At 70.3% G+C, this 19,606-nt stretch carries 17 protein-coding genes and 1 tRNA gene; 12 read left to right on the plus strand and 6 right to left on the minus strand.

The features are described from left to right. The first annotated feature begins 28 nt into the window (after positions 1-28). Complete coding sequence (locus tag ACTWOL_RS18585) at positions 29-1,399, plus strand: aminopeptidase P family protein (protein WP_474301192.1); 1,371 nt, start codon at positions 29-31, stop codon at positions 1,397-1,399. Positions 1,400-1,483: 84 nt separating this feature from the next. Here the strand turns inward: ACTWOL_RS18585 and ACTWOL_RS18590 are convergent, their stop codons facing one another. Further along, on the minus strand, positions 1,484-1,948 hold the full coding sequence (locus ACTWOL_RS18590) for an ATP-binding protein (RefSeq protein ID WP_474297855.1): 465 nt from the start codon (positions 1,946-1,948) through the stop codon (positions 1,484-1,486). Positions 1,949-2,183: 235 nt separating this feature from the next. Here ACTWOL_RS18590 and ACTWOL_RS18595 point away from each other — a divergent pair, with 235 nt between their 5' ends. From ACTWOL_RS18595 to ACTWOL_RS18635, 9 genes are all read left to right on the plus strand, one after another. Next, on the plus strand, positions 2,184-3,017 hold the full coding sequence (locus ACTWOL_RS18595) for a hypothetical protein (RefSeq protein WP_474297856.1): 834 nt from the start codon (positions 2,184-2,186) through the stop codon (positions 3,015-3,017). Positions 3,018-3,126: 109 nt separating this feature from the next. Then, positions 3,127-3,876 carry a YcnI family copper-binding membrane protein gene (locus ACTWOL_RS18600; RefSeq protein ID WP_474297859.1) on the plus strand — a complete coding sequence of 250 codons (750 nt, stop codon included), beginning with the start codon at positions 3,127-3,129 and terminating at the stop codon, positions 3,874-3,876. Between the two features lie 33 nt (positions 3,877-3,909). After that, on the plus strand, positions 3,910-4,620 hold the full coding sequence (locus ACTWOL_RS18605; protein ID WP_474297860.1) for an SCO family protein: 711 nt from the start codon (positions 3,910-3,912) through the stop codon (positions 4,618-4,620). After that, positions 4,617-5,072, plus strand: a complete 456-nt coding sequence (locus ACTWOL_RS18610) for a copper chaperone PCu(A)C (protein ID WP_474297861.1) — start codon at positions 4,617-4,619, stop codon at positions 5,070-5,072. Before ACTWOL_RS18605 ends, ACTWOL_RS18610 begins: the two co-directional genes overlap by 4 nt. Before the next feature lie 19 nt (positions 5,073-5,091). Further along, entirely contained in the window at positions 5,092-7,176 is a 2,085-nt protein-coding gene (locus ACTWOL_RS18615) for a copper resistance CopC/CopD family protein (protein ID WP_474297862.1), read from the plus strand. Positions 7,177-7,184: 8 nt separating this feature from the next. Continuing rightward, the gene (gene efeB / locus ACTWOL_RS18620) at positions 7,185-8,435 is read left to right on the plus strand and encodes an iron uptake transporter deferrochelatase/peroxidase subunit (protein ID WP_474297863.1); all 1,251 of its coding nucleotides are present in this window, start codon (positions 7,185-7,187) and stop codon (positions 8,433-8,435) included. A gap of 252 nt (positions 8,436-8,687) precedes the next feature. Further along, on the plus strand, positions 8,688-9,629 hold the full coding sequence (gene pheA, locus ACTWOL_RS18625) for a prephenate dehydratase (protein WP_474297864.1): 942 nt from the start codon (positions 8,688-8,690) through the stop codon (positions 9,627-9,629). Between the two features lie 563 nt (positions 9,630-10,192). Next, positions 10,193-11,470: a serine--tRNA ligase gene (gene serS / locus ACTWOL_RS18630; protein WP_474297865.1), complete on the plus strand. Its 1,278-nt coding sequence runs from the start codon at positions 10,193-10,195 to the stop codon at positions 11,468-11,470. Then, a complete protein-coding gene (locus ACTWOL_RS18635) occupies positions 11,467-12,273 on the plus strand; it encodes an HAD family hydrolase (protein WP_474297866.1) in 807 nt (268 codons plus the stop codon). The genes serS and ACTWOL_RS18635 overlap by 4 nt, the downstream gene beginning before the upstream one ends. Before the next feature lie 106 nt (positions 12,274-12,379). Here ACTWOL_RS18635 and ACTWOL_RS18640 read toward each other — a convergent pair. The 5 genes from ACTWOL_RS18640 to ACTWOL_RS18660 form a co-directional block, all read right to left on the minus strand. Continuing rightward, positions 12,380-12,481 (minus strand) — tRNA-OTHER (locus ACTWOL_RS18640). Positions 12,482-12,847: 366 nt separating this feature from the next. Then, complete coding sequence (locus ACTWOL_RS18645) at positions 12,848-13,567, minus strand: ABC transporter permease subunit (protein ID WP_474297867.1); 720 nt, start codon at positions 13,565-13,567, stop codon at positions 12,848-12,850. A 14-nt stretch (positions 13,568-13,581) separates the two neighbouring features. Beyond that, positions 13,582-14,493, minus strand: a complete 912-nt coding sequence (locus tag ACTWOL_RS18650) for an ABC transporter ATP-binding protein (protein WP_474297868.1) — start codon at positions 14,491-14,493, stop codon at positions 13,582-13,584. Beyond that, entirely contained in the window at positions 14,490-15,401 is a 912-nt protein-coding gene (locus tag ACTWOL_RS18655; protein WP_474297869.1) for a hypothetical protein, read from the minus strand. The genes ACTWOL_RS18650 and ACTWOL_RS18655 overlap by 4 nt, the downstream gene beginning before the upstream one ends. Beyond that, entirely contained in the window at positions 15,398-16,369 is a 972-nt protein-coding gene (locus tag ACTWOL_RS18660) for an ABC transporter ATP-binding protein (RefSeq protein WP_474297870.1), read from the minus strand. Before ACTWOL_RS18660 ends, ACTWOL_RS18655 begins: the two co-directional genes overlap by 4 nt. 443 nt (positions 16,370-16,812) lie before the next feature. Here ACTWOL_RS18660 and ACTWOL_RS18665 point away from each other — a divergent pair, with 443 nt between their 5' ends. Further along, entirely contained in the window at positions 16,813-18,615 is a 1,803-nt protein-coding gene (locus ACTWOL_RS18665) for an SDR family oxidoreductase (protein WP_474297871.1), read from the plus strand. After that, on the plus strand, positions 18,612-19,577 hold the full coding sequence (locus ACTWOL_RS18670; protein ID WP_474297872.1) for a MerR family transcriptional regulator: 966 nt from the start codon (positions 18,612-18,614) through the stop codon (positions 19,575-19,577). Before ACTWOL_RS18665 ends, ACTWOL_RS18670 begins: the two co-directional genes overlap by 4 nt. The last annotated feature ends 29 nt before the right edge of the window (positions 19,578-19,606 follow it).

Below are 19,606 nucleotides of genomic sequence, written 5' to 3' on the forward strand. Positions count from 1 at the left end.
CGGAGTCTCCGACGAGCTCGCGGACAATATGACGTCGGGCTGGGCCGACACCGAGCTGCACGGCCTGGAGCCGATCGCGCAGGCCGGGCACACCGCCCGCCGCCGTGCCGCGCTCTCCGCCCGCTTCCCGGGCGAGCGTCTCGTGGTCCCCGCGGGGAACCTGCGGTCCCGCTCCAACGACACGGAGTACGCCTTCCGCGCCTCCACCGAGTACGTGTACCTCACCGGCGACCAGGCCCACGACGGCGTCCTGGTCATGGAGCCGGTGACCGGTCCCGACGGCTCGAACGGTCACGAGGCGACCGTCTATCTGCTGCCGCGCTCCAACCGCGAGAACGGTGAGTTCTGGCTGGACGGCCAGGGCGAGCTGTGGGTCGGGCGACGCCACTCGCTCGCCGAGGCCGAGCAGCTGCTGGGCATCGCGGCGAAGGACGTCCGCGAACTGCCCGGGAAGCTCCGCGAGGCGACCGGACCGGTCCGCGCCGTGCGGGGCCACGACGCCTCCGTCGAGGCGGCGCTGACCGACAAGGTCACCGCCGAGCGCGACGAGGAGCTGCGGGTCTTCCTCTCCGAGGCCCGGCTGGTCAAGGACGCGTTCGAGATCGCCGAGCTGGAGAAGGCCTGCGCCTCCACCGCCCGTGGCTTCGAGGACGTGGTCCGGGTCCTGGACAAGGCCGAGGCCACGAGCGAGCGCTACATCGAGGGCACGTTCTTCCTGCGCGCCCGCGTCGAGGGCAACGACGTCGGCTACGGCAGCATCTGCGCCGCCGGACCGCACGCCACCACCCTGCACTGGGTGCGCAACGACGGCGCCGTGCGCTCCGGTGAGCTGCTCCTGCTCGACGCGGGCGTCGAGACCACCGAGCTCTACACCGCCGACGTCACGCGCACGCTCCCGGTCAACGGCCGCTTCAGCGCACTGCAGCGCACGCTCTACGACGCCGTGTACGAGGCCCAGGAAGCCGGAATCGCCGCGGTGCGGCCGGGGGCCGCCTTCCGCGACTTCCACGACGCGGCCCAGCGTGTCCTCGCCACCCGGCTGGTGGAGTGGGGCCTGCTCGGCGACCTGGACGTGGAGAAGGTGCTGGAGCTCGGACTGCAGCGCCGCTGGACCCTGCACGGCACCGGTCACATGCTCGGCATGGACGTGCACGACTGCGCCGCCGCGCGGACCGAGACGTATGTGCAGGGCACGCTCGAGCCGGGGATGTGCCTGACCGTGGAGCCGGGTCTGTACTTTCAGGCCGACGACCTCACCGTGCCCGCCGAGTACCGCGGCATCGGCATCCGGATCGAGGACGACATCCTCGTCACGGAGGACGGCAACCGGAACCTGTCGGCCGCGCTGCCGCGCCAGGCCGACGAGGTCGAGGCCTGGATGGCGCGGCTCAAGGGCTGACCCGGGCCGGGTCCCGTGAACTGATCGGGGAGCCCGGACCCGCACGACGCCGGCCGCTCGGCGGTATCCGGGAGGGCGTCCCGCTCAGGTGACTCTGAGCAGGGCGTCCTCCCGCCACTTCAGCACTTTGTCGAAGCTCACCACCGCGCCGCGCCCCGGCCGGTTCCCGAAGTGGACATGGTCGGCGAGCTGCTCGATCAGGCAGAGTCCACGACCGTGCTCCGCCGTCAGGGACGAGGTGGGGGCGAGGGGCGCGAACGGCACCGCGGCCCGGCCGTCGGGAAAGCCCGGCCCGGAATCCGCCACCTCGATCAGGCACTTCTCGCCGTCGAGATACGCCGTCACACGGTACGCAGCCGAAGACGCACCGGTCCGCGTGTCCCCACCGTGCTCCACGGCGTTGGCGCATGCCTCGCTCAGCGCGACCGAGAGGTCGTAGGAGATGTCGGGGTCGACTCCCGCGGTCTCCATCGTGCCGAGGAGGAGGCGACGGGCGAGCGGAACGCTCGCAGCCTCGCGCCGCAAATGGAGAGACCACCAGATGCTCATGCTCCAGCCTCCTGGCTGCGGCTCGACATACCGATACGTATTGCCGCGCGGCGCGGTTCGTAAGCGCCCCTTGACGCGAGACGTGGCATTGACCCTCGTTCGGCGGAGGCAGTGGCGATGTGCGCCGGTGTATGCCCCGGTGTACGCCGGGCAACAAGCGCGTAAAGCAACCACAAAGTGACCTTACGGACCTGCCGTCCGGCCGCGGCGGACTCAGTGCGATGATGACCGGGCCATGTCTGCCCAACCGTCGGTCGAGCCCTCGATCGCACACGCCGGAGCCGGTCTGCGGCTGCTGAGGGCCGCGGTGTTCGCCGCGGTCTGCGCCGTGCTGTCCGCGCTCGGGCACGTCCTGGCATCGTGCGCGACCGTCCCCTGGTGGACGATGGCGGCGGGTTTCGCCGGTGTCTTCGCCGCGACGGCGCCGCTCGCGGGACGGGAACGGTCGATGCCGGTCATCGCCACCGCCCTGGCGGGAGGGCAACTCGCCCTGCACACCCTCTTCGGCCTCGGTCAGCGGCAGCTCACGGTGGCGCCGACCGCCGACGACGTCCTCGTCAGGACCGCGGCCAAGCTGCTGTGCGGATCGGGCGCCGCCTCGCTGAGCCCGGCCGACGCCCATCGGATCGTGGTGCGCGCCGGCATCGACCCGGCGGCCGTCGGTTCCGCGGCCGGTGCCGGACACATGGGTCACCCGCACCCGGCGGTCGCCCCGGCGGAGACCGCCGGACTGCTGCCCGGTCTTCCGATGCTGCTCGGCCATCTGCTCGCCGCGCTCGCGGTCGGCTGGCTGCTGCGGCGCGGCGAGATCGCGCTGTTCCGGCTGGCGCGGCTGGCCCGGACCTCGGCGCACGGCGCCACGGAGCTCGCCGAGGCGGCGCTGGTACGTGCGTTGCGCGCCGCCCTCTTCCTCGTACGGGCCCTGCTCGCGGGGCTGCCCGGCGCGCCCGGAACCGCTCCGCGCGCCCTGCCCGTACCCCTCGGCTCACCCCCGTCCACGGCGGCCGGGGCACTCCAGCACACGGTGATCAGGCGCGGCCCTCCGGCCGTATTCACCCTCGCAGCCTGACGCGGCCACTCCGACGCGAGTGGTGCCGCGGCGTCCGTGCGCACCCGTGCACGGAACGATCACCTCTGAGCTTCTCGCTCGGTTTCCGCACAGTGGAGTGCCCTTCACCATGAACAACGTCTCTCGTCTCGCCGTCGCCGCCACCGTCGCCGCTTCCTCCGTGCTGCTGCTCTCCGCCCCCGCCTTCGCCCATGTCAGCGTGCAGCCGCAGGGCGAGGCCGCCAAGGGCGGCTACACCACGGTCAACTTCAAGGTCCCCAACGAGCGCGACAACGCGTCCACGGTGAAGCTCGAGGTCACCCTGCCCGCCGACCACCCGCTGTCCTCCGCGATGCCGCAGCCCGTCCCGGGCTGGAAGGCCGTGCCGACCAAGACCAAGCTCGCCAAGCCGCTCACGGTGCACGGCAAGCAGATCACCGAGGCCGTCACCAAGATCACTTGGACCGCGGACGGCGGGAAGATCGGTCCGGGGGAGTTCCAGCAGTTCCCCGTCTCCCTGGGCAAACTGCCGGAGGACACCGACAAGCTGGTCTTCAAGGCCCTCCAGACCTACGACAACAACGAGGTCGTGCGCTGGATCGAGGAGCCGAAGGAGGGCGCCGCGGAGCCGGAGCACCCCGCGCCCGTGCTCACCCTGTCGGCCGCGACGGGTGACCACCACGGCGGCGGCGCGGGCGGCAAGAACGCCGGGGACGCCAAGGCGGGGCACGACGGTTCGCACAAGGACGGCAAGGGCGACGCCGCGGCGGACTCGGCGAGCGGTGACACCGCCGCCCGTGTCCTGGCCGTCGTGGGCATCGTGCTCGGCGCCGCGGGTGTCGCGTTCGGTGTGCTGGCCGGCCGGCGTCGCGCCTCCTGAACCGAACGATCCACGACGAGGACTCTCTACCCCATGCGCAACCCCATGAGCCCCACGCACAGCATGAACAGCGTGAAGAAGACGAACAGCGTGAAGAAGCTGACGGCCGCCGCCCTGGCGGTGGCCGCCGCGCTGTCACTCTCCGCCTGCGGCCCCGACGACGAGGGCGCGGCGAACGGCGGCTTCGCCGATATCTCCGCCCAGCCGAAGACCAAGGCGGCGACGGTGCTCGACCGCCCCTTCGCGAAGCCCGATCTCGTCCTGACGGACACCCAGGGCAAGAAGTACGACTTCCGCGCGCGGACCAAGGGCAAGCCGACCCTGATCTACTTCGGCTACACGCACTGCCCGGACGTCTGTCCGCTGACGATGAGCAACATCGCCATCGCCAGGAAGAAGCTCCCCAAGGCCGATCAGGACAAGCTCCAGGTCGTCTTCGTCACCACCGACCCCGGGCGGGACACCTCGGCCGAACTCGCCAAGTGGCTGCCGTCGGCCGGCGACGCCTCCTTCGTCGGTCTCACCGGTGACTTCGCCACCATCCAGGCGGGCGCGCGCCAGCTCGGCATCGGCATCGACCCGGCGAAGAAGGAGAAGGACGGATCCGTCGTCTCCATGCACGGCGCACAGGTGATCGCCTTCTCCCCGAAGACCGACCAGGGCTATGTCCTGTACGGGGAGAGCACCAGCGCCGACGACTACGCCAAGGACCTCCCGAAGCTCGTCAAGGGTGAGACGCCGTGAGCCGCCGTACCGCCGCCGCCGCGGCCCTGGCCGTCACGACGGGCCTCGCCCTGGCGGGCTGCTCGGCCGGCTCCGGAGCGGAAGGTCCGGCTCTCGAGGTCAGCGGGGCGTTCATGCCGCAGCCCGTCGGTGACATGGCCTCCGGGTTCCTCACCGTCACCAACAGCGGTGGTGAGGGAGACAAACTCACCTCCGTCACCAGCGGGATAGCCACCGACGTGACGATCCACGAGACCAAGGACCAGAAGATGCGGCAGGTGACGTCCTTCGACGTCCCCGCGAACGGCGAGCTGAACCTCGAACGCGGGGGGAGCCACATGATGTTCATGGGTCTCAAGCGGCAGCCGAAGCCGGGCGACAGCGTCTCCGTGGCACTGCACTTCGAGAAGTCCGGCGAGGTCGAGGTCGAGCTTCCGGTGAGGGAGCGTACGTACAACCCGAAGCACCACTGACGCACCGAGGGAACACACCATGACGGCCACCGCCCCGCGCTTCGGGATCCAGGGCACCACCCTGGTCCGGCTGCTGCTCGTCACCGCCGCCCTGATCGGCACGCTGCTCGCCGGCGCCGCGCCCGCGAGCGCGCACGCCGCACTGACCGGGAGCAACCCGAAGGACGGGGCGGTGGTCACCACCGCCCCCAGGGACGTCACGCTCACCTTCTCCGAGCAAGTCGCCATGGGGAACGACTCGATCCGCGTCCTCGACCCCAAGAGCAAACGGATCGACACCGCGCAGGTGCGCAACCTCTCCGCCGGCGACGTCGTCAAGTACGGCGTCTCGCTCCAGTCCGGCCTGGTCAAGGGCACCTACACCGTGGCCTGGCAGGCGGTCTCCGCCGACAGCCATCCGGTCGCCGGCGCCTTCACGTTCTCCATCGGGGCGCCGTCGCAGACCGCGGTCGCCCTGCCGAAGCAGGAGGCGGGCGGCGGACTCGTCGGCACGCTGTACGGGATCGCGCGGTACGCGGCCTACGCCGGCTTCATCGTGCTGACGGGCGGCGCGGCGTTCGTTCTCGCGTGCTGGCCACGCGGCGCGGGCGAACGGCCGCTCCAGCGGCTGATCGTGCGCGGCTGGGTGACGCTCATCGCGGCGACCCTGGCGATGCTGCTGCTGCGCAACCCGTACACCGGCTCGGGGGAGTTGGCCGACGTCCTGGACCTGGGCGGGCTGAAGGCGGTCCTGGAGACCAAGACCGGGGCGGCGCTGGTGTCACGGCTGCTGCTGCTCGGGGCGGCGGCTCTGTTCATGGCCGTGCTGTTCGGGGCGTTCGCCAAGCACAGTGCCGAGCCGTCGCGGGAGAAGGCGGACGGAGCGGAGAAGGCGGAAGACGCGAAGGCCGAGAAGGCCGAGAAGAGCGAGAAGAACGACGAGGGGAACGCGGGAGACTCGCAGAGTACGGAGCAGGGCGACCTCACCCTGGGACTCGCTGTCGGCGGCACGGTCGTCGCGGCCGGGATCGCGGGCAGCTGGGCGCTCTCCGAGCATGCCTCGACCGGCCTCCAGCCGGGCATCGCGATGCCCGTGGACGTCCTCCACATGCTGGCCGTCGCAGGCTGGCTCGGCGGTCTGGTGGCGATGCTGGTGGCGCTGTACCGCACGCCATCGCTGGAGCGTGCCGCAGTGCTCCGCTTCTCGCGGATGGCGTTCGCGTCGGTCGTCGTCCTGACCCTGACCGGGATCTACCAGTCCTGGCGCCAGGTCGGCTCGTGGTCGGCACTGACGGGCACGGCGTACGGCCGGCTGCTGCTGGTCAAGGTGGGCTTGGTGGCGGTGCTGGTCGGGGTCGCCTGGTTCTCCCGGCGGTGGACCGCACGGCTCGCGGAGGACGAGCACGCGCAGTCGCTGACGGACACGGGCTCCGCGTCCGATGCGGACGAAGACAGCGACGGCGACGGCGACGGCGACGCGGCTCCGGACTCGGACACGGACGTGGACGTCGACCAGGAGCACGCAGTCGGCACGGAGCCGGCCGATCCCCTTCGGGCCGCCCAACTCGTCCGCCAGCAGACCGCGTTGGCGACGGCCCGGCGCAAGCGCATGCGCGACGCCGACCCGGCCCGCACGGGCCTGCGGCGTTCGGTCCTGGCCGAGGCGGGCATCGCCGTCGTGCTGCTCGCCGTCACGACCCTGCTGACATCGACCGAGCCGGGGCGTACGGAGGAGGACGCGGCGCGGGCGAACGGCGGCCAGGCGTCCGAGCCCGTCCCCGCCAAGCCCGTCGATTTCACCCTCCCCTTCGACACCGGCGGCACGAACGGCAAGGGCACGGTCCGGCTGAACATCACTCCGGGCCGCTCGGGCGCCAACGCGATGCAGGTCGGCGTGGACGGGCCGGGCAAACGCCCCCTGGACGCCCCCGAGGTGAAGGTCTCCTTCACGCTGAAGGCCGAGGCGATCGGGCCGCTGCCGGTCGCGTCCGAGCGCGTCGCGCCGGGCCGGTGGCGTACGGACGACTTCCAGATCCCGCTGCCCGGCGAGTGGCAGATCCAGATCACCGTGCGGACGTCGGACATCGACCAGACGACCGTCGAGAAGAACGTGAAGATCGGCTGACAAGAGTGATGAGCGACAGCACCCAGGACATCTCGCGGCGGCGGCTGCTCGGCACGGCGGGCGCCGCGGGTGTCACCGGCCTGGCACTCGGCGCCGCCGCCGGGGCCGCGACCCATGCGGCCGCTGCCGGTGAGGCACCGACCTCGCTGGCCACGGTCGGCTCCACCGGCGAACGGTTCCACGCCTCCGCCCCCGGCGACCCCCAGGCGGGCATCACCACACCCCTGCAGTCCCGCGGCCACGTCATCGCCTTCGACCTCGCCGCGGGCGCCGGCCGCAAGGAGGCCGCCGCGCTGATGCGGCGCTGGTCGGCGACGGCGTCCCTGCTGATGGCGGGCAAGCCGGCGGGCGACGGGGACACCGGCGTCGCCCTGGACGCGGGCCCCTCTTCGCTCACGATCACCTTCGGCTTCGGCCGTACCTTCTTCGACCGCACGGGTCTGACCGCGCAGCGCCCGGTCGAACTGGACCCGCTGCCGCCTTTCTCCTCCGACCGGCTGGACGCGCGGCGCTCCGACGGGGACCTCTGGGTGCAGATCGGCGCGAACGACGCGCTGGTGGCCTTCCACGCCCTGCGCGCGATCCAGAAGGATTCCGGTGCGGCGGCCAGGGTGCGCTGGCAGATGGACGGCTTCAACCGTTCGCCGGGTGCGACCGCGCAGCCCATGACCGCGCGCAATCTGATGGGCCAGGTCGACGGCACCCGCAATCCGAAGCCTTCGGAGCCGGACTTCGACCGGCGGATCTTCGTGCCGGCGGGAGGGAAGCCCGCGTGGATGGCCGGTGGCTCGTACGCGGTCGTCCGCAGGATCAGGATGCTCCTCGACGACTGGGAGCGGCTGTCCCTGAAGGACCAGGAGCGGGTGATCGGCCGCCGGAAGGCGGACGGCGCCCCGCTGACGGGCGGTGGCGAGAGAACCGAGCTCGCCCTCGACAAGACGGGCCCGGACGGGAAGCTGGTCATTCCCGACAACGCCCATGCCAGGATCTCCGCTCCGGAACAGAACGGCGGCGCGGCGATGCTGCGGCGTCCGTACTCCTTCCACGACGGCATGGCCGCCGACGGTACGCCGGACGCCGGACTGCTCTTCGTCTGCTGGCAGGCGGACCCGCTGAAGGGCTTCGTACCGGTGCAGCGCAAGCTCGACCGCGGCGACGCGCTGTCCCCGTTCATCCGTCATGAGGCGAGCGGGCTGTTCGCCGTGCCGGGCGGGCCCCGGGAGGGAGAGTATGTCGGGCAGCGGCTGCTCGAAGCCTGATCGCGGCCACGGCGCGCAGCGCACGGGGAAGCACGCGCGCACAAGTGCCGTGGCCGGGAAGGTTTGCCGGGAAGCTCGCGGCGTACGGTGCATGGGGCCTCTCCAGGCCCAGGGGGCCGAGGAGAAGGATCACAAGGCCGAGCGTCACTCTCGTACTGGACGTACGTGGGTGATGTGACAAACGCAGCGAGTCGCGGTGCTGGACGCCGCGAGCCGGTGAACCTTTCCCGTAACGGCACTAGGGTGACGAGTATGTCCGCCACGCGCTACACCTATCTCGGCCCCGAGGGCACCTTCACCGAGGCCGCCCTGCGTACGCTCCCGGAGGCCGCGACCCGGGAGCTCGTCCCGATGGTGTCCGTACCGGCCGCACTCGACGCCGTACGGAACGGCGAGGCCGCCGCCGCGCTCGTCCCGATCGAGAACTCGGTGGAAGGCGGTGTCACCGCGACCCTCGACGAGCTGGCCTCGGGCGAGCCGCTGATGATCTACCGCGAGGTGCTGCTGCCGATCGCCTTCGCACTGCTGGTGCGGCCGGGCACCGCGCTGTCGGACGTGAAGACGGTGACCGGCCATCCGGTCGCCCAGCCCCAGGTGAGGAAGTGGCTGGGGGCCCATCTGCCCGACGTCGTGTGGGAATCGGCGGCGTCGAACGCGGACGGCGCCCGGCTGGTGCAGGAGGGGCGCTTCGACGCGGCCTTCGCCGGTGAGTTCGCGGCGACGACCTACGGTCTCGAGCCGCTGGTCACCGAGATCCACGACGCCGAGAACGCGGAGACGCGCTTCGTGCTGGTCGGCCGCCCCGCGCGGCCCGCTGCGCCGACCGGCGCGGACAAGACGTCGGTGGTCATCTGGCAGCGCGACGACCATCCGGGTGCGCTGCTGGAACTGCTCCAGGAGTTCGCGGTCCGCGGGGTGAACCTGATGCTGCTGCAGTCGCGGCCCACGGGTGCGGGCATCGGGAACTACTGCTTCGCGATCGACGCCGAGGGCCACATCTCTGACCGCCGGGTCGGCGAGGCGCTGATGGGGCTGAAGCGGATCTGTCCGAAGGTACGGTTCCTGGGGTCGTATCCGCAGGCGGGAGTGTCCACGCCGGGGCACCCTGGCAGGACGCTCCGCCCGGGAACCTCGGACGCGGAGTTCGTCGACGCCGCCGACTGGCTCGCACGCTGCCAGGACGGCCGGGCGTAACCCTGAGTTTCCTTTGACCGCTTCTGTCGGCGCGATCTTCTGACTTTTGGTTACCCACAGAAGTTATCCACAGGCTCGCTTCCCGGTCTGGGGACAAGTCGACACGGCCGACCGACTCGGTCGACAAATCGGCTCAGTCGCCCCACATGCGTCCACAGCCCGCCTCGATGTCCCGTACGGTCAATTCCGTTGATCGACTCGATGGATCGGGAAATTCCCACTCGAATGAGTGCATGGAGCGGGTTTGAGAGACGGATCTTCCAACTTCTGGACCGGCACTCGGAATGATCTCCTCCACAATCCACAGATCGTCCGCACACCCTGTGGATAACCCTCCGGAGCCCCGCCCTCCTGTGGACAACCGAGCCGGGTTCCACCGTCCGCACCCTGTCGACGTCAAACGGGAAGCGCGAATTGCCCCGTTTCGGCGACGCGAGTCCCGCTCATTGACAGATGCCGTTCTGAATTCACCGCCACTTTCCCCAATTCCGGCAATTAGGGCAAACTGACACGCAAGCAATATCAACTGGGGACGCGGGAGTCGGCACCGGTAGCCTGGTGGGGTGATTGACCTTCGCCTGCTCCGTGAGGACCCCGACCGTGTTCGCGCCTCCCAGCGCGCCCGTGGAGAGGACGTCGGCATCGTCGACGCCCTGCTCTCCGCCGATGAGCGGCGCAGGTCGTCCGGCGTCCGCTTCGACGAACTCCGTTCCGAGCAGAAGTCGCTCGGCAAGCTCATCCCCAAGGCCTCTCCGGACGAGCGCGCCGAGCTGCTGCGGAAGGCCGAGCAGCTGAAGGCCGACGTCAAGGCAGCCGAGGCCGAGCAGAACGAAGCCGACGAGGAGACCCGCCGGCTGCTGCTGCGGCTGGGCAACCTGGTCCACCCGGACGTACCGGTGGGCGGCGAGGAGGACTTCGTCGTCCTGGAGACGCACGGCACCATCCGCGACTTCGGCGCCGAGGGCTTCGAGCCCAAGGACCACCTGGAGCTCGGCGAGGCGCTCGGCGCCATCGACGTCGAGCGCGGGGCGAAGGTCTCGGGCTCGCGCTTCTACTACCTCACCGGTGTCGGCGCGCTGCTGGAACTCGCACTCGTCAACGCCGCGATCGCGCAGGCCACCGAGGCCGGCTTCATCCCGATGCTGACCCCGGCGCTGGTCCGCCCGCGCGCCATGGAGGGCACCGGATTCCTCGGCCAGGCCGCGGAGAACGTGTACCACCTGGAGAAGGACGACTTCTATCTGGTCGGCACGTCCGAGGTCCCGCTCGCGGCGTACCACATGGACGAGATCATCGACGCCGGCAAGCTGCCCCTGCGGTACGCCGGCTTCTCGCCCTGCTTCCGCCGCGAGGCCGGTACGTACGGCAAGGACACGCGCGGCATCTTCCGCGTCCACCAGTTCGACAAGGTCGAGATGTTCTCGTACATCGACCCGGACGACGCCGAGAACGAGCACCGGCGGCTCCTGGAGTGGGAGAAGCAGTGGCTGACCGCCCTGGAGCTGCCGTTCCAGGTGATCGACGTGGCCTCCGGCGACCTGGGCTCGTCCGCCTCGCGCAAGTACGACTGCGAGGCGTGGATCCCCACCCAGGGCAAGTACCGCGAACTGACCTCCGCCTCGAACTGCGACGGCTTCCAGGCACGCCGGCTGTCGGTGCGCATGCGTGACGGCAAGCAGGTCAAGCCGCTTGCGACGCTGAACGGCACGCTGTGCGCCGTACCGCGCACGATCGTGGCGATCCTGGAGAACCACCAGCTGGCGGACGGTTCGGTGCGCGTGCCCGAGATCCTCCGCCCCTACCTCGGCGGCCGTGAGGTCCTGGAGCCGGTCACCAAGTGAGTCCCCTTCCGTACCGTCTGATCGCCACGGACCTCGACGGGACGCTGCTGCGGTCCGACGGCACGGTCTCCACCCGTACGCGTGACGCGCTCGCCGCCGCAACGGCGGCGGGCGCGGCGCATATCGTCGTCACCGGGCGGGCCGTCCCGTGGACCCGGCACATACTGGACGACCTGGGCTACCAGGGGCTCGCGGTCTGCGGCCAGGGAGCCCAGGTCTACCACGCGGGCGAGCACAGGCTGCTGACCTCGGTGACCATGGACCGGCAGCTGGCCGGGGTCGCGGTCGCCAAGCTGGAGGCGGAGGTCGGCCCCCTCGCACTCGCCGCGAGCCGTGACGGACTGGACGGCAGCCTGGTCGTCGGTCCCGGCTATGAGTTCCAGGGCTTTGAACTGCCGGTGGTGGCCTGCGACGATCCGGCCGAGCTCTGGTCGGCACCGCTCACCAAGGTCTATCTCCAGCATCCGGAGCTCGGCGACGACGAGCTCACGCGTATCGCCCGGGAGACGGTGGGCGGTCTGGTGGACGTGGTGCTGGCAGGAGCCGGCATCGTCGAGATGCTGCCCCTGGGCCTCAGCAAGGCCACCGGGCTGTCACTGGCCGCACGCCGGCTCGGGGTGAAGTCCGCCCAGACGATCGCCTTCGGGGACATGCCCAATGACATCCCGATGCTCGCCTGGTCCGCCCATGGCGTGGCGATGGCCAACGCCCATGACGAACTCAAGGCCGTGGCTCATGAGATCACCGCGTCGAACGACCAGGACGGCATCGCCGTGGTCGTCGAGCGGCTGCTGGGGGGCTGACGCCGACCACGAGCAGGTAGGTGCGTCGGTGCCGTCGGCGTCCTGGGGTGCGCCGGTGCGCTGCTGTCTCGTAGGCGTTGGTGCGTGTGCGTGTGCGTGTGCGTTGCGGAGGATGCGCGGATCGAACGCGCGCGGGGAAACCCCGACTTCGACTTGCTTCTGATCAAGCACAGCGCAAGCCGGTGCCTTACCACTCGGCCAATCCTCCGGGAGGCGGCCCGCGCATACGCGCGCTCGAAGCGGCCGCCCGGGCAGTCTCACGACGGCTCGACGGAGTCCGATGATTACTCCGAAGCCTGCCGCGCGCTGCCCTGTGGGGAGCTCGACGGACTCGTACTCTCGGTCATCGCCGCGCCCCTCCCCGGTCTCGGTACGAACGACGGTCTCGGTACGTCGTCGCTTATTCGCCTCGCACCTTTGTGCGATGCCTGCCTCAACCACTCTGCCGTGCAGGACAGTTCCGTGCCACTCAATTTCCGGCACGCGAACCGGCACGGAAACGGCACGGAACCGGCGCGCAAACGACGACGCCCCCGGAGGGAACCCCGGGGGCAGCCGTGCGTCTCGTCCTGCGTCACTCGTCTCCGGCCAGCTTCAGCGTGCGCAGCTTCTGCCCGGCGTACGCCGTCGCCAGCAGCGTCACACCCACCAGCAGCGACACCGCCGCCGGCATCCCGACGTCCGAGGCGATCATCCCTTCGGGACCGATGTTCTCGGCGAGGGCCAGCCCCCACTGCTGGACGCTGAGCGTCTTCGCGCCCGACACCAGGCTGCCGAAGAGCGTCTCCCACACCAGGGCGTAGACCAGTCCGAGCACCACCGCATGCCGGCTGATCGTGCCCAGCAGCAGGAACAGGGCGCTGTAGGCGATCGACGCGACCAGCGCGGCGACCGTGTAGGCCGTCGCGATCTGCTGGCCATTGCCGTTCAGGATGAGGCCCGCGAGCAGCGTGGGGATGGCGGAGAAGGCCATCGTGACGGCGATCGCCACGATCAGCTTGGTGACGATGATCGTCGGCCGCTTCACGGGCTTGGCGAGCAGATAGACGATCGAACCGTCGTCGATCTCCGGCCCGATCGCACCCGTGCCGGCGATCACGCCGATCAGCGGCACCATCGTCGCGATGGCGAAACCGCCCAGCACGTCGGAGGCGACCTGGTCGTCCACACCGTTGAAGGCCCGGACGGCGGCCGCGATCAGCAGCAGCAATGCGGGGAGTGCGAAGAGGATCATCGCCCGGCGGCGGCCGAGGAGGGCTCGGTAGGTGAGCCGGGCGACAGTGGGGTTGTACATGTCGATGGCTCCTTTCAGGCCGCTACGAGGTACGAGAAGACCGATTCGAGGGACTCGTCCGACGGCGACACGGTCAGCAGCCGGATCGAGTGCTCACGGGCGACCTTCGGCAGGAGTTCCGTGAAGCGTCCGAAGTCGACCGCCTGGATCCGCAACGCGCCTTCGTGCATGTCCACTTCGATGCCCGCCGTCGACGGGTCGGCGATCAGCGCTGCGGCGAGCGCCCGGTCGTCGCTGGAGCGGACCAGATAGCGGTGCGGCCGGTCCGTCATCAGGCGCCGGATCTTGCGGAAGTCGCCGCTCGCGGCATGCCGTCCGGCCACGATCACCTCGATGTGCGAGGCGAGTTGCTCGACCTCCTCCAGGATGTGCGAGGAGAACAGGACCGTACGGCCCTCGGCGCCCATCCTGCGCAGCAGATCCATCAGCTGCATCCGCTGACGCGGGTCCATGCCGTTGAACGGCTCGTCGAGGAGCAGCACGCTGGGCTGGTGGACCAGGGCGGAGGCCATCTTGACCCGCTGGCGCATGCCCTTGCTGTACGTCGCGATCTTGCGGTCCTGCGCGTACTCCATCTCGACCGTCGCCAGGGCCCGCTGGGCCTCCTTGGCGCCGAGTCCGTGCAACTCGGCGTTGGCGACGACGAATTCCCGGCCGGTGAGGAAGTCGTACATGGCTTCGCGCTCGGGCACGACCCCGATCTGCCGGTAGACCGACTCGTTGCGCCAGATCGGCTGCCCGTCGAGGGTGACGGTGCCCGTGGAGGGGGCGAGGAAACCACCCATCATGTTGATGAGTGTGGACTTGCCCGCGCCGTTGGGGCCGAGGAGCCCGGTCACGCCCGGACCGATCTCCATGGTCACGTCGTTGACGGCGACCACGTTGCCGAACCAGCGCGAGGTGTGGTCGATGGTGAGGGTTGTCACAGCCCGACCTTTCGGTAGCGGCGCATCAGTACGGCGTAGGAACCGAGGATCAGCGCGAGGACGACCAGCAGATAGACCACGCCGGCGCCGGTGCCGGGCCCGTGACCGCTGGGGAAGGCGGTGCTCGCGCCGAGGAAGGCGGTCTGCACTCCGTCGATGAGCGTGATGGGCGAGAAGAGCCCGAGCCACTGCACCGCGCCGGTGGATCCGGTCTCGCTGGCGATGATCTGGACCGTGGACACCGCCCCGTAGGAGAGGGTCAGGGTGGCGATGACGGCGGCGACGCCGAAGCCGCGGCGGGGGGTGAGCGCCGCCATGACCAGGCCCAGACCGCCGAACAGCAGCGACAGCAGGGCCACGGACACCAGTCCCTGGGCCAGGCCCTTGGTCTGGTCGGCGAAGTCCATCTTCGCGAGCAGCGATCCGATGTACAGGATCAGCAGCGGCACACCGGTGAGCACGAACAGCGCGGATGCCATGGCGCCGAACTTGGCGAGGACGTAGTCCACCCGCTCGATCGGGCGCGAGAAGTACAGCGGCACCGTCTTGAACCTCAGGTCCCGGGAGACCGACTGCGGGGCCTGCGCGGCCAGATAGAGGCCGATGACCGCCTGCATGGTGATCGCGTAGCGCGTGTAGTCCATCGGCAGGTCGGTCATCTTGGTGGCGACCGCCACGGCGACGATGATCGCCGCCGGTACGCACATCACGGCGAAGAGGATCATCGGCAGCACCTTGGACTTGGCGCTGCGGCCCAGTCCGTACGCGCCGCGCAGGGACTGCGAGTAGAGCGAGCGGCGGGCGTACGCACGGCCCAGCCGGGCGCCGTCGTAGCTGCGGTAGCCGATGTTGTGGATGCGGGTGGCGTTGCCGCGGTCGTCCACGGTGCGGGGTGTCGGGGTGCTCATCGCGCCGGGACCTCCATGGGCTGGGCCGCTGCCTGCGGACGGAAGACCTCCGCGATGTGGTGGCGGCGCTGTTCCATCCGTACGAGTCCGAGGCCGAGCGAGGCGACGGTGTCGCGGACGATGTCGTAGGTCTCCTCGCCGGTCGCTTCCAGCAGGAGGATGTGGCCCGCGCCCGGCAGGCCCTCCTCGACCCCGGCGTGCAGGGTGACCCCGGCGGCCGTCAGGGCCTTGCGGAGTGCCGCCGCCCCGTCGGGGTGGGTGTCGCTGTCGGTGACCTCGACCGCGAGGGTGGTCGTGATCTGGGTGAAGTCGCTGGTGGAGCTGGAGCGCAGCAGGGTGCCGCCGTCCACGACGACCACGTGGTCACAGGTGCGCTCGAGCTCGCCCAGCAGGTGGGAGGTGACGAGCACGGAGATGCCGAAGTCGGTGTAGACGCGGCGGATCAGGCCGAGCATCTCGTCACGGCCGACCGGGTCGAGACCGTTGGTCGGCTCGTCGAGCAGGACCAGCTGCGGGTCGTGGACCAGCGCCTGGGCGAGCTTGACCCGCTGCTTCATGCCCGTCGAGTAGCCGCCGATGGGACGGTACCGCTCCTCGTAGAGGCCGACGTGGCGCAGGGTGTCGGCGGTGCGCTCGCGGGCCGCGGTCGGCGGCAGCCCGGACATGCGCGCCATGTGGACGACGAACTCCGTCGCGGACACGTCCGGTGGCAGACAGTCGTGCTCGGGCATGTAGCCGACGCGTTCGCGGATGGCCGCACCGGAGGTGGCGACGTCCATGCCGAGCACTTCGGCGCGGCCCTCCGTGGCGGGGGACAGACCCAGAAGGATCTTGATCAGTGTGGACTTGCCGGCTCCGTTGGCACCCACCAGTCCGGTCACACCGGGCCCGATGTCCAGGGAGAGCCGGTCAAGCGCGGTCACCCGGGGGAACCGCTTGCTGAGGCTTTCGGTCACGATCACAGTCACGCTTCGAAGGTAGTGGCGCACCCCACAGAGGGCGTCAGCCCTGACGGCTGGATCGGCATCAGACTCGAGACGTACGCCCCCGTAGGGGAGCAACGCCGCAGGAGGAGAGGACCGGGGTGGTGGCGGGGGTTGCAGCCGGGGTCCCGGCCAGGGCTGCGGCCGGTGTGGCGAACGGAGTTGGGGCCGGAGTCGAGGCCGGAGTTGAGGCGGGAGTTTTCCACAGGCCCGTGCAACGTCCCTTGACGCAGCCGCCGGGCATTGTCACATTCATCACTGTCACATGACGAACACGTACCGCGAGCAGGGGCGGGCAGAGGCCGGGAGTCCGAGGGGAGATCCCGCTCGTCACGGCTCCCGGACCCGTGTGGGAGCGCGTGCCGGTCGGAGCCTGGACGGCGATCTGCCGCAGGTGCGGGGCCGGCTGACGAAGGGGTGGTGTGGGCATGGGGCTCGAGGGTGCTCGCGAACGACGGGTGCGGACGGGCGGCATCGAGCTGTGCGTCGCGGAGCTCGGTGACGCGGACCGGCCGACGGTGGTGCTGGTCCACGGCTATCCGGACAGCAAGGAGGTGTGGTCACAGGTCGCGACCCGGCTGGCGACGAGCTTCCATGTGGTGTTGTACGACGTCAGGGGGCACGGCCGCTCGACGGCACCGGTGCCGCTGCGCGGCGGGTTCACGCTGGAGAAGCTGACGGACGACTTCCTGGCGGTCGCGGACACGGTCAGCCCGGACCGCCCGGTACATCTGGTGGGGCACGACTGGGGATCCGTGCAGGCGTGGGAATTCGTCACGGTCGGCCGGACCAAGGGCCGCATCGCCTCGTTCACCTCGATGTCCGGGCCCTCGCTCGACCACTTCGGGCACTGGATCAAACAGCGGGTGGCGCGGCCGACCCCGCGCCGGATCGGCCAGCTCCTCGGCCAGGGAGCCAAGTCCTGGTACGTGTATCTGCTGCATACGCCCGCCCTGCCCGAGCTGGCCTGGCGCGGACCGCTCGGCAAGCGGTGGCCGGGGATCCTGCGGCGGGTGGAGAAGGTGCCCGGCGGCGACTATCCGACGGCTTCGCTGCCGTCCGACGCCGCGCACGGGGCATGGCTCTACCGTGACAACGTGCGCGCCCGGCTGCGCCGCCCCCGCACCGACGCCTACGCCCATGTGCCGGTCCAGCTGATCACTCCGACCGGGGACGCGTTCCTCTCCGAACGGCTCTACGACGACCTCGGCCGGTGGGCTCCCGGGCTGGTGCGCAGGACCCTGCCCGCCAAGCACTGGGTGCCCCGTACCCGACCCGACCAACTGGCCTCGTGGATCACCGATTTCGTCACGGCGAACGAGGCCGGCGGGGAGCCGGCGACCGGGTCGGGCGGTGCGGCGGGTCTGCGCCGGGCGGCCGGTACGCGGTCCGTTCCCGCGGCGTACGCCGAGCGGTTCGGCGGCCAGCTGGTGCTGGTGACGGGCGCGGCGAGCGGGATCGGACGGGCTACGGCACTGGCCTTCGCCGAGGCGGGGGCACGCGTCGTCGCCGTCGATGTGGACGCCGCGGGTGCTGCCAGGACAGCGGACAGGGCGAGGCTGACCGGCGCTCCCGCGGCCTGGGCCGAGCAGGCGGACGTCGGTGACGAGCAGGCGCTGGAGAAGCTCGCCGGAAAGGTCGCCGGTGAGTACGGCATCGTCGATGTGCTCGTCAACAACGCGGGGATCGGACTCTCGGGCTCGTTCTTCGACACCACGGGTGAGGACTGGCGCAGGGTCCTCGACGTCAATCTGTGGGGCGTCATCAACGGTTCACGGATATTCGGCCGGCAGATGACCGAGCGGGGCCAGGGCGGCCACATCGTCAACATCGCCTCGGCCGCCGCGTTTCAGCCTTCCCGTGTCCTCCCTGCGTACGCCACGTCGAAGGCCGCGGTGCTGATGCTCAGCGAATGTCTGCGAGCCGAGCTGGCGGGCCGGGACATCGGGGTCTCCGCGATCTGCCCCGGCATCGTGAACACGAACATCACGGCAACCGCGCGCTTCGCCGGGGTCGGTGAGGAGGAGCAGCGCCGCCGGCAGCGGCAGTCCGCGCGGTGGTACCGCCTGCGCAACTACCCACCGGAGAAGGTCGCCGACGCCGTGCTGCGCGCGGTGCTGAAGAACGAGGCGGTGGTGCCGGTGACGCCGGAGGCCCGGGGTGCCCGGCTGTTGTCCCGGGTGTACCCGGGAGCGCTGCGGGCGATAGCCCGCTGGGAACCACGGCTGTGAGCGCGATCGTGTCCGGGGATGCCACGGCCGCGTACCGGGTCGAATACCGCATCGAGGACCTGGCGCATCACAGCGGCGCCACCGTCCGTACGATCCGCGCCTATCAGGACCGCGGGCTGCTGCCCAAGCCGGAGCGGCGCGGGCGGTCCAATGTGTACGGCGACGCGCATCTGGCGCGGCTGCGGCAGATCGCCGATCTCCTGGACCGGGGCTACACCCTGGCCTCGATCAAGGAGTTGCTGGAGGCCTGGGACACCGGGCGGGGGCTCGGCGGGGTACTCGGGCTGGTCGCCGAGGTCCAGGGGCCGTGGACCAACGAGGTGGCGGACCGCGTCACCCGCGCCGAACTGTGCGAGACATTCAGGGGAATTCCGGATGATGCACTCATATCGGAGGCGCTGGAGCTCGGCGTTCTGGAGCGCATCTCCGGCCGGGACGACGAGTTTCTCGTTCCGAGTCCCCAAGAGCTGTCCGTCGCAGCCGAGTTGTACACGGCCGGGGTGCCCCTCGCCGCGATCTCCCGGCATCTGCGCGAACTTCGCGGGCATGTGGAACATATCGCTTCCCGCTTCCTGGAGTTCACGACCGAACACGTCTTCGCCCGCTATCTGGGCCACCGGCCACCGACCGACTCGGAGGCGGCCGAGGCGGCGTCCATGGTGAGGCGGCTGCGGCCGCTGGCCCAGCAGTCGGTCGAGGCCGAACTGGCCCGCGCCATGCGGATGTTCGCGACCCGGCAGCTGGAGCGGCACCTCAGAGCCGAGGATCTGCCGGAACGTGACAAGGAAACACGTTCCGTGACGCTCCCCGTCACGACAATCCGGGCCGTGGAACGCCTGGTTGGACCGCACAACACGGAAGCCTTTGTCACTGCGGCGACCGAACGGGAGCTTCATGCCCGGACATTGGACTCATTGGCCACAATTCAGCAGAAGAGCGGTGGAGTTGATCAAATGATGTGACGCTGGCGGGCGTTGTCCACAGGATCGCC

It is taken from the genome of Micromonospora sp. IBHARD003, assembly GCF_056106285.1.